8 protein-coding genes are annotated in these 10,777 nt (G+C 44.9%); 2 read left to right on the top strand and 6 right to left on the bottom strand.

Annotated elements, in window-relative coordinates:
- Nucleotides 1-351: 351 nt before the first annotated feature.
- The 6 genes from HRQ60_RS22840 to HRQ60_RS22815 all read right to left on the bottom strand — a co-directional run bounded on the left by HRQ60_RS22840 (nt 352) and on the right by HRQ60_RS22815 (nt 6,727).
- A complete protein-coding gene (locus tag HRQ60_RS22840; RefSeq protein ID WP_172200792.1) occupies nt 352-2,742 on the bottom strand; it encodes a heavy metal translocating P-type ATPase in 2,391 nt (796 codons plus the stop codon).
- Nucleotides 2,735-3,103, bottom strand: a complete 369-nt coding sequence (locus tag HRQ60_RS22835) for an ArsR/SmtB family transcription factor (protein WP_172200789.1) — start codon at nt 3,101-3,103, stop codon at nt 2,735-2,737. Before HRQ60_RS22835 ends, HRQ60_RS22840 begins: the two co-directional genes overlap by 8 nt.
- A gap of 77 nt (nt 3,104-3,180) precedes the next feature.
- Nucleotides 3,181-4,590 carry a dihydrolipoyl dehydrogenase gene (gene lpdA / locus HRQ60_RS22830; protein WP_172200786.1) on the bottom strand — a complete coding sequence of 470 codons (1,410 nt, stop codon included), beginning with the start codon at nt 4,588-4,590 and terminating at the stop codon, nt 3,181-3,183.
- 40 nt (nt 4,591-4,630) lie between these two features.
- Nucleotides 4,631-5,269, bottom strand: coding sequence for a CadD family cadmium resistance transporter (locus tag HRQ60_RS22825; protein WP_172200783.1), 639 nt, complete (start codon nt 5,267-5,269; stop codon nt 4,631-4,633).
- 143 nt (nt 5,270-5,412) lie between these two features.
- Nucleotides 5,413-6,069, bottom strand: coding sequence for a class I SAM-dependent methyltransferase (locus tag HRQ60_RS22820; protein WP_172200780.1), 657 nt, complete (start codon nt 6,067-6,069; stop codon nt 5,413-5,415).
- 34 nt (nt 6,070-6,103) lie between these two features.
- The gene (locus HRQ60_RS22815; protein WP_172200777.1) at nt 6,104-6,727 is read right to left on the bottom strand and encodes a class I SAM-dependent methyltransferase; all 624 of its coding nucleotides are present in this window, start codon (nt 6,725-6,727) and stop codon (nt 6,104-6,106) included.
- 257 nt (nt 6,728-6,984) lie between these two features.
- Between HRQ60_RS22815 and HRQ60_RS22810 the strand changes: the two genes are divergently transcribed.
- Together HRQ60_RS22810 and HRQ60_RS22805 are read left to right on the top strand one after the other, a co-directional pair.
- Nucleotides 6,985-9,954 carry a Tn3 family transposase gene (locus tag HRQ60_RS22810; RefSeq protein WP_172200775.1) on the top strand — a complete coding sequence of 990 codons (2,970 nt, stop codon included), beginning with the start codon at nt 6,985-6,987 and terminating at the stop codon, nt 9,952-9,954.
- Nucleotides 9,951-10,658: a tyrosine-type recombinase/integrase gene (locus HRQ60_RS22805; protein WP_172200773.1), complete on the top strand. Its 708-nt coding sequence runs from the start codon at nt 9,951-9,953 to the stop codon at nt 10,656-10,658. Before HRQ60_RS22810 ends, HRQ60_RS22805 begins: the two co-directional genes overlap by 4 nt.
- Nucleotides 10,659-10,777: the final 119 nt, after the last annotated feature.

The following is a 10,777-nucleotide window of genomic DNA, read 5'->3' as shown; positions in this document are numbered from 1 at the left end:
CTTTGGATTTATTCTGTTCTTATCCTAAACCCAAATCGGTTTATCTTCCATCTTTAGTTTTAAAACACGCCCTAGACAGGCCATAAAAATTATGAGAATAGCCGTTGGATGTTGTTTTTCTTCAGAGGTATCTTTCAACTGTTCCGATGCCACGTGATCCGCTGGCTGGAATAGCATTTGAACCGCATCTGTGTATGCGTCGACGGCTACTGAAAAAAAAGGTACAACATTAAAAATGTCGATCCTGCGAATCTCCAAATATTACTTTTATTCATCCCAGGAACATCCTCATTACCAAGCAGGCTCTGAATGGTGGGCAAAGTATTCTTACAGTGGACTGCAGTCCACTCATTATTCTTTCACGCGCATGAGTCGTAAACCGTTCAATGCAACCAGCAGCGTTGCGCCCATATCGGAAAGAATGGCAATCCACAGCGTTAGCCAACCCGGGATGACGAGCAGTAAAGCAATCAGTTTTATAGCCAGCGCAAAGGTAATGTTTTGCTTGATGATATTTAAAGATTTACGGCTTAATTTGATCGCGAATGGAAGTTTTCTTAAATCGTCTCCCATCAAAGCCACATCTGCCGTTTCAAGAGCTGTATCCGTACCGGCTCCGCCCATGGCAATCCCAACGGTAGAAGCTGCGAGTGCTGGAGCATCATTGACACCATCACCAACCATGGCGACATTGCCGTAATCGGCTCTCAATTGTTTAATAAAGTCTAATTTATCCTGCGGCATCAATTCGGCCTGCACATCCGATACGCCAACATGTCCGGCAATCGCATTAGCGGTACCTTTGTTATCACCGGTCAGCATGATGGTTTTTTTGATCCCGAGGTGATGCAGCTTTTGAATAATTTCTTGACTGGATTCACGCACTTCATCGGCTACCGCGATCACCGCAAGAATTTCTTCATCCGTTCCGACAACCATAGCCGTTTTTCCTTGACTTTGCAGTGTAGTCACCAGTTGTTCTTGTTCGTTACTAAAAGAAGCTATCGCTAATTCTTTAAAGAGCTTTGGATTACCAATATAATAGATAGTTCCGTTAACCGTACCTTTAATCCCTTTACCGGTGATGGAAGCAAAGTCATCAACCATGACGTCAGAATAAGATATATCTTCCTGTTCCGCTTTCTTCATAATGGCCGAAGCCAGAGGATGCTGCGAACGGTACTCTAATGCAGTAATGATGGACAGCAATTCTTGTTTGTTTGTATTCTGGCTGAATACGTTGAAATCCGTTACAACCGGGACTCCTTTGGTGAGTGTGCCGGTTTTATCAAACGCAATAGCCTTTATGGCACCCATTTCTTCGAGGTAAATACCGCCTTTGACAAGTACGCCATTTTTCGCTGCATTTCCGATTGCAGATACAATGGAAATTGGAGTGGAAATCACGAGTGCGCAAGGACAACCAACTACAAGAACGGATAGGCCTTGATAGACCCAGGTAGCCCAACTTCCATCAAAGAAAAGTGGCGGAAGTATCGCGACTAATGCAGCAATGACCATAATAATCGGCGTGTAGTATTTCGCAAACTTATCGACAAAGGCTTGGGATGGTGCACGTTCTCCCTGTGCTTCCTCAACCAGGTGTATGATCTTCGCGATGGTCGTATCATCGACCAGTTTGGTTACTTTGACTTCAAGGAGGCCTTCTTCATTTAACGTCCCCGCAAAAACCTCGTCATCCACCGTTTTGCCAACGGGAACGGACTCACCGGTGATCGCTGCCTGATTAACGGCAGAGTTGCCGCTGACCACCACACCATCCATGGCAATCTTTTGACCGGGCTTCACAATCATGATATCGCCAACGGCGATGTCATCGACATTGACCATCATTTCTTGTCCGTTCCGTCGAACGAGTGCTTCTTTCGGTGCAATGTCCATTAAGGAACGAATCGATTGTCTAGCCCGATCCATCGAGAAGCGTTCCAACGCTTCACTGATCGCAAAGAGGATAACCACAATTGCACCTTCGGCCCATTCCCCAATGATCGCAGCTCCGATTATGGCAACTGTCATGAGTGTCTTCATGTCAAATTCAAATCGCATCAAGTTTTGAAAACCGACTTTAAAGAGCGAGAATCCCCCGATCACAATAGAGGCTGCAAATAACAGAGAAGTGATTAGGTTTTCTTCCCCATTTACATACTGAGAAATATATCCAAAAACCACCAATAAGACCGCATTCAACAATGTGCTATGTTTTTTATAAAACGGTTCTTTCACTTCTTTGATGCCCTCTGGTTTCGCTTCCCGTGCCACTTTTTCCGGGGTCACTTTTAAATTTTCAAACGCACCGGCTTTCTCCAGTTCTTCAATGGTAGCATTACCGTATATGGCGATTTTCGAAGCCCCGAAATTCACTTTCGCATCCCGAACACCTGGAAGCTGCTTCACGTTATTTTCAAATTTCCCGGCACAATTCGCGCATGTAAATCCTTGAACGTTGAATACGTTTTTTTCCTCGTTCACTTCCGGTTTTGCCACCCGTATCGGTTTTTCGGGGATGACTTTAAGATTCTCAAATGCACCGGCTTTCTCCAGTTCCTCAACAGTGGTTTCACCGAAAACGGCAATTTTTGAAGCGCCAAAGTTCACTTTCGCATCTTGAACGCCCGGCAATCGCTTGACATTATTCTCAAATTTCCCGGCACAATTCGCGCATGTAAATCCTTCAACGCGGTACACGTTTTTGTTCTCTAATGATTCAGCCACTTTATTCAACGCCAACAACCTCCTTTTGATGCTCAATCGCGAGCCTTATCATTTGTTTAAGCTGCTCATCCTCCAATGAATAAAAAACGAGCTTTCCTTCCTTCCGATAATTCGCAATGTCCATGTTCCGCAGCAGCCGTAAATGATGGGAAGCCGTCGCCATCGTAGAGCCGATAATGTTGGCCACATCACAGACGCATAACTCGTCTTCATCGCACAGGGCATACGCAACCTTTAGCCGCGTATGGTCTGCAAGTACTTTAAAGATTTGCGCCATATCCTGAAAATCATTTTTGCTTAATCTTTCCCGGACTCGATTGACCTTATCCTCGTCATAACAAAAGATCTCGCATGTATCTTGGTTCTTCATTTCCCATCACCTCAATCTAATGTTCATTTGATTATTATATTATGCTTGCACCATTGGTTTGTCAAAGGCAAACAAAACTAAATATGAATGGGATGGCCAAGGGCAACTTCTGCCGCTTCAGCCGACAATTCCCCAAGTGTCGGATGCGCATGAATCGTGAGGGCTAAATCTTCCATGGTCGTTCCCATTTCAATCGCCAAGGCAATTTCCGGAATCAAGTCAGACGCGTTTGTGCCGACGATTTGACCGCCAAGGATCAAACCTGTATTCTTATCGCCCACCAGCTTGACGAATCCCTCGGACGCACTCAAAGAGAGAGCACGCGCATTTGCCGCAAACGGAAACTTACCCACCATGATGTCATATCCTTTCTCTTTGGCTTCAGGTCCGCTAAGTCCTACGGAAGCAATTTCCGGATCGGAAAACACGACCGCAGGTATCCCTTTATAGTCGAAGGCACTTGGCTGGCCAGCTATAGCTTCAGCAACCACTTTTCCTTCGTATGAAGCTTTATGCGCCAGTGCAGGGCCAGGGATAATATCGCCAATCGCATAAATATGAGGAATCGACGTTCGCCCTTGTTGATCGACTTCGACCAGTCCCCGGTCTCCAATTTTTACCCCAATCCGGTCAAGACCGAGTTCGCCATCAGTATTGGGTCGGCGTCCTACTGTCACAAGAACATAATCGGCCGTCACTTGTTGTTCGGTCTGATCTACCGTAAAGGTAACCGTGATTTCATCAGCCGACTGTTGAGCGGATTGAGCCATGGCGTTCGTATATACCGTAACGCCAAGGGAATCCAGATTTTTTTTGACAATCCGGGTAATTTCACTCTCGAATCCAGGTAGAATCGACGGTGAACCTTCCAAAATGGTTACGTTCGTGCCGAACTTCGCGTACATTTGGCCTAGCTCAATACCGATATAGCCACCGCCGATAACGACCATCCGCTCAGGGATTTCGGTAAGGGTGAGTGCTTCCGTGGAGGACAAAATTCGATTTCCATACGGGAATGCTTTTAATTCAATTGGACGCGATCCGACAGCAACGATACAATCGTCAAATTGGTATCGCAGCGATTCTTGTTCATTATAGAGACGGGCTTCCCGATCATTTATGAACAGCGCCTCTCCTTTGAAGACCGAGATTTCATGCTTTTTGAGTAAGGATTGAATGCCCGTTTTGAGGCGATTCACCACTTTCGACTGTTTCCACTGTTGAATCTGTGAAAAATCAATATCAACGCCTTTCGCTTTTAACCCGGATATACCGCTTTCCAGCATTTGTTCATAACGATGTGCCGCTGATATCAGCGCTTTGGACGGCACACAGCCGCAATTGAGACATACACCTCCGAGTTCTGATTTTTCCACCAGCAACACTTTCTTGCCGAGCTGCGCGGCTCGTATAGCTGCAACATAACCCCCAGAACCACCGCCGATTACCAACAACTGAGTGTGCATGCTTGCGTCACCTACTACCATTGTGTTTCCCTCCAGTTCATCATTTCGATTTTCGTGAACGTTATCCAAACAGCCTTATGAGATATGCAAATGAATCACCATGCAGCATGATCGAAATACCTAATGCAATAAACACCAGTGGAATAATGACACTTCCGTACTTTTCCAGAATCTTTAGAATGGCCGGGAAGCTTGCCAGCCGATACGCCAGGAAACACCATACCGCGACCATCAAAAGGAACACAATCGAGATGGATAAAAGTGACGCATTCCCCTGGGTCGTAAAATACGGGATGTATATGCCTAGGTTATCCCCCCCGTTGGCAAAGGTAATCGCAGCGACCTTACCAGTTAGCGGTCCAAACAAACGGTTGTTTGCAGGTTGTGACTTTAGATCGCCCAATTTCTCAAGCGCTTCCTCTGCCTCATCTTCTTCCTCCTTTTTGAGAAACATTCGGATACCGAGATAAATCGGTATCAGCCCGAGAAAACCGGCCCATTGGGGTGGCAAAAATGTAAAACCGAAAGCCCCTAATAGGCTCAATACAACGAGTAACCCGAACCCAAGATATTGCCCTAAAACAACTTGTGTGTGCCGCGCTTTTTCGATCTGTGCGAAAAAGATCATCAGTACAAAAATGTCGTCAACGTTTGTCACGATGAACGTGCCAATAGCAGAAAGAATCAGTGTGAGTGACATTGTGATTTGCTCCATCCAATTGTAGATTTACATGTTCTTATATCCAAATAATTATTTGATTAAACATTACAATTTTACAAAGGTTTACCCCGGCCAGCTATTTGGGGCAGTAGCAGCGAAGCTAACTTCACCGCAATGCTGTTTTATTTCTTCGCTTTGTATAAAGAAAGAGTTCCGTATACTGTCATTAACCTATCCGTCTCTTTAGATTTAGCAAACCCGGCCTTATCGATAATTTGCGGTATCAGGCCATTTACATTATCTGTTGTCGTTTTAAAACCATCGAGGATTTGGATTGAAAGGAACGCAATGCGCATGAGCCGATTTTGCGCCTTTCCCCAATCCGCTATGTGAAGTTCACCTTGTGGTTTAAGTACACGAAAAATTTCTTTTAGTGTTCGGAGTTTATTTTCTAAAGTCAAATGATGAAACATTAGACTTGTGACAACACGATCAAATGAATGATCAGGGTAGGGAAGTTCAAACGACATTCCTTGATTAAATACGATGTCCATTCCCATATCCACTGCTTTTTTCTCTGCAATTCGGAGAACATTCGGATCAATATCGAGTCCGGTTACTTCTGCTTTCGGGTAAACTTGTTTTAAAAGAAGGGTTAATGTACCGGTCCCGCATCCTAGATCAAGTACTCGCTGCCCCGAATCAACTTGAATTTGCCTAATTAATTTGTTCTTGAAGGTAGACTCCCTCATTGTCCAGCGTAATATCGGATCATAAAATGATGTAAGCCAGTGAAATCTCAGGGCTGGTATAAAATCTCTATTGTCTCGTTTACGCATCTTTCACCCTCTATCCGGCCATCTTGCCAGTAGTTTAAGCATGGGTTTTACGAAGTATGATTTTCCGATACATACCGTTAAATAAGGCAGACTCATCTTCCTCCACTCGAATATGGTTCTCGTATGGTTTTACAACTTGTTCAAAATGACGGCCAATGTCCGTCCCCATCATTGCTACGACGGGACGAAGGAATTTCTTGATTACGGGCAATTTCTGCGAGGGAGGGGCAAATTTATCGAAAATTACTATATTTCCCCCAGTTCGAGTAACCCTAATCATTTCTTGAAAACATTGATCCGGATCGGGTACGACAGATAAGATCAGATTCGCAATAACCATATCGAACGATTCCGAAGAAAAGGTCAAATCTTGCGCATCCATTTCTGTGAACGTAAAGTTTGGTGCATTATATTTTTTTCTTGCTTTATCAAGCATTTCGGATGACAAGTCGATTGCAGTAACAGAAATATCTTTGCCCATAATGAACTGCAAGTCTGCTCCCGTACCGACACCTACAAAAAGAATTTTGCTTCTCGGCTTAATATCGAGGTTCTCAAAAATCTTTTTCCGGGCGTTTAAAAAAGGGCCTGAATTAAAGAAATAATCATAAAAGGGAGCCCAGAACCGATAAATCACTTTGTTCCAAGAGTTATTCATAGTCGATTATTTGATACCACCTCTACAATCAAACGTTAATTTGAATATTATAATACACCCAAACCCTCTGATAATCAAATACATATTTGATTGTTTCTCGCTTTGATAAAAATATTCGAGTTCCGAAAATGTTTTTGGCATCGGAATTTCGAGTCAATCCACTTTATAATTGCCTCTTTTAAAAGGAAAGATAGACTAACATTAGGTACATTGTTCTGATACTCACCATTATAGGAACTTTATCCGGAGGGGATATCATGAAGCGAAATTGGGAACTGGACGAGTTGATTGAGCATTTTACCATACTCCCGAACGAAATGAAGTTGATAGAAAATAAAACGGGGGAAACCAGGGTTGGATTTGCTGTGTTATTGAAGTTTTTTCAAAATGAAGCCCGTTTTCCGACGCACAAGTTCGAGGTCCCCAAAGCTGTGATTACCTATATTGCCAAGCAGATTTTTTCCGATCCGGAACTGTATGCCAGGTACGATTGGACTGGGCGCTCTATCACGTACCATCGGACACAGATCCGTGAGTTCTTTGGGTTCCGCGAGGATACGATAGAGGACGTAGAGGAAATGACAACATGGTTAGGCCAACATGTCCTGTATCATGATCATGATGTTGAACACCTAAAGGAACATGTCTACAGTCGATTTCGTGAGCTAAAAATCGTACCTCCCACCCCAGACCGCATCGAACGGCTCATTCGATCCGCCATTCACACCCACGAAGAGAATTTTTTCCAAACGACCTTTCAAAAACTGCCTTCCTCAACCTTGGCCAAGTTAGACTCTTTGATTGATCGCATCGCTGATTTGGAAACCGATGACGAAGAAGCTTCCGGAGAAGAGCATGGACAGTTATCGTTTCATGAATTGAAAGCTGATCCTGGACGAGCTGGGCTTGAGAGTGTGTTAAAAGAAATCAATAAACTCCGGACGATTCGAAATTTAGAACTTCCGATCGATCTGTTTAAAGATATCCCTCCTAAAGTGCTGAAGAAATATCGCCAGCGTGTGTCCACAGAGGATATTCGGGAGTTGCGCCGTCATCCTGCGCCGATTCGCTACACGCTGTTGGCGGCTTTCTTTTGGCTCCGTAGTCTGGAAATATCAGACAACCTGGTTGATCTCCTTATTCAGATCATTCATCGGATCGGGGTTCGAGCAGAACGCAAGGTAGAAAAGGAAATCCTGAAGGATTTACGCAGAGTCAGCAACAAATACGGGATCTTGTTCAATCTGGCGCAAACCGCGATCAGTCATCCGGATGGCATTATCAAAGACGTGTTGTACCCGGTCGTCAACGAGCAAACCTTAAAGGATCTGGTGAAAGAATTTAAACATACCGGTCCGGCTTACCGTGAAAAAATCCATACCGTCATCCGCGCCTCCTATGGCAGCCATTACCGTCGGATGGTTCCAGAAATTCTCGGCATTCTTGATTTTCGTTCCAATAACGAGGTTCACCAACCCGTGATCCGTGCATTGGAGTTGATCAAAAAGTACACTGATACCGGTCTGCATTATTTCCCTTTATCTCATGACATTCCGATCGATGGTGTCATCCGTACCGCATACAAAGATATCCTTATCGAAAAAGACGACAAAGGACAGGAACGGATTAACCGAATCAATTACGAGATCAGCGCTTTACAGATGCTGCGGGATAAATTGCGATGCAAAGAAATCTGGGTACCTGGGGCTAACCGATACCGAAATCCCGACGAGGACCTTCCCTCCGATTTCGAAGAACGTCGCGAAGAAAACTACAAGGCATTGAATCAGCCCTTAGCTGCGGATTCGTTTATTGCAGCACTGAAACAAGAGATGATTCAAGGACTCGAAAAGCTGAATGCCGGCATGGCCAAGAACCCCAAAGTGCGAATTACGGAAAAGGGACACGGTTGGATCTCTGTTTCCCCTTTGGAGCCGCAGCCAGAACCGACCCATTTATCACGAGTAAAAGTTGAAATTGCACGTCGCTGGCCGATGACCAGCCTGCTGGACATATTGAAGGAGACGGACTTGCGTATTTCATTTACAGAACAATTCAAGACGGTAGCCAACCGCGAAATTTTGGATCGGGAGACGCTGCAGAAACGCCTGATTCTTTCTCTTTACGGTTTAGGAACCAATACCGGCTTAAAATGGGTCAGTGCCGGTGATCATGGTGAGAGCTATAAGGATCTGCTTTATGTGCGGCGCAAGTTCATTCACAAAGACAACCTGCGCAATGCCATTGCTGAAGTGGTCAATGCGATCTTTCAGGTGCGGATGCAGGATATCTGGGGAGAAGGAACAACTTCATGCGCTTCCGACTCCAAGAAGTTCGGGGCCTGGGATCAGAATCTGATGACAGAATGGCATATTCGGTACCGCGGCCGTGGCGTGATGATTTACTGGCATGTCGAGAAAAATTCTACTTGCATCTACTCTCAGCTCAAATCATGTTCTTCTTCCGAGATTGCCGCTATGATCGAAGGGCTGCTTCGCCACTGTACCGATATGGAAGTCGAGAAAAACTATGTGGATTCTCACGGCCAAAGTGAAGTTGCCTTTGCTTTTTGCCATCTGTTGGGCTTTCAGCTTATGCCACGATTAAAAGCGATCCACTCCCAAAAGCTGTATCGTCCGGAGGCAGGGATGACGGATGCCTACCCCAATTTACAACCGGTGCTGACCCGTCCGATCAACTGGGAGCTGATCCGGCAGCAGTATGACCAAATGATGAAATATGCGACGGCTTTACGCTTGGGTACTGCTGAAACCGAAGCCATCCTGAAACGATTCACCCGGAATAACCTGAAGCACCCTACGTATCAAGCTTTAGGCGAACTGGGAAAGGCAGTAAAAACCATCTTCCTCTGCAACTATTTACACGCCGAGGAGCTGCGTCGCGAAATCAACGAGGGATTAAATGTCGTAGAGAATTGGAACTCGGCCAACAGCTTTATTTTCTATGGCAAAGGTGGAGAAATTGCTACGAATCGCATGGAGGATCAGGAAATGGCCGTTTTATCCCTGCATTTGTTACAAAATTGCCTGGTGTACATCAACACCATCATGTTTCAAAATGTTTTATCGGAGAAAAAATGGTTTGACCTGATGACTCCAGAAGATTTACGGGCTTTAACTCCGTTAATTTATACCCACGTGAATCCGTATGGCACATTCCGTCTGGACATGAAGGAACGAATTCCGTTAGAAGGTGAATTGGCATGATCGAAAAACGTGTATCTGCAAAAAGAAAAGCCCGCGAGTTGGCAAAATACCTGCGGGCAGAACGGCCTGACTATGCTTATCTTAAAAGAGTGTTTCAACACCTTAGAGATGAGCTTGAAATCGAGGTGCCGAAAGTATCTAAAAAATTGCCCTATGTCCCGACCGAAGAAGAGTTAAAACGATACTATGAGGTAGTCTGGAAGGCAAAGAATTTTCAGGATATGGTGATCGTCAAAACCCTGATGTATACCGGTATCCGCGTCAGTGAATTAATCCATATAAAACTGACGGATATCGATTTTAATTACTGCCAGATCCGGATCAACCAAGGGAAAGGGAGCAAAGATCGGATTGTTCCTTTCCCTCAGTCCTTTAAAGAACTGCTGGCCATGCATGTAGATTCAATGAAAAAGAAGCAGACTGTGTACTTATTTGAATCCTCCTGGAAGAAAAAATACACGGATCGGGGAATCCGAAAGATTTTGGCCAAGTATTCCGAGGAAGCCGGGTTGACTCAGAATTTATCACCGCACAAGCTCCGTCACTTCCTGCTAACTTGGCTGAAAAAGCAAGGAATCGACGATGCGTTGATCCAGCCATACTCTGGCCATGAAAGTCGTAAATCACTGGAGGTCTATTCAAAGCTGGCGATCACCGATGCGCAGCTTGAATATAATCAGGTTATTAATAAATTCCCAGTTTAGCCCATACGTTTGCGGGTGGTATCGGTGACGCTGGTACTACCCCCTGATGCGCTTCAGTTACACCAATGGCTCGATATGAGTCAGGATCAGGTCGTGATTATGGAGGTATCCTCTCACGG

Origin of the sequence: Saccharibacillus qingshengii (assembly GCF_013185195.1) — a bacterium.
GTDB classification, from domain to species: Bacteria; Bacillota; Bacilli; order Paenibacillales; family Paenibacillaceae; genus Saccharibacillus; species Saccharibacillus qingshengii.
The sequence above is the reverse complement of the archived record's forward strand: the minus strand, read 5'-3'. Positions and strand labels throughout refer to the sequence as shown.

Coding starts and splice junctions, on each gene's coding strand:
- HRQ60_RS22835 (WP_172200789.1), bottom strand. CDS start 3,103: ATGAAGAACCAAGATACATGCGAGATCTTTTGTTATGACGAGGATAAG.
- lpdA (WP_172200786.1), bottom strand. CDS start 4,590: ATGGTAGTAGGTGACGCAAGCATGCACACTCAGTTGTTGGTAATCGGC.
- HRQ60_RS22825 (WP_172200783.1), bottom strand. CDS start 5,269: ATGTCACTCACACTGATTCTTTCTGCTATTGGCACGTTCATCGTGACA.
- HRQ60_RS22820 (WP_172200780.1), bottom strand. CDS start 6,069: ATGCGTAAACGAGACAATAGAGATTTTATACCAGCCCTGAGATTTCAC.
- HRQ60_RS22815 (WP_172200777.1), bottom strand. CDS start 6,727: ATGAATAACTCTTGGAACAAAGTGATTTATCGGTTCTGGGCTCCCTTT.
- HRQ60_RS22810 (WP_172200775.1), top strand. CDS start 6,985: ATGAAGCGAAATTGGGAACTGGACGAGTTGATTGAGCATTTTACCATA.
- HRQ60_RS22805 (WP_172200773.1), top strand. CDS start 9,951: ATGATCGAAAAACGTGTATCTGCAAAAAGAAAAGCCCGCGAGTTGGCA.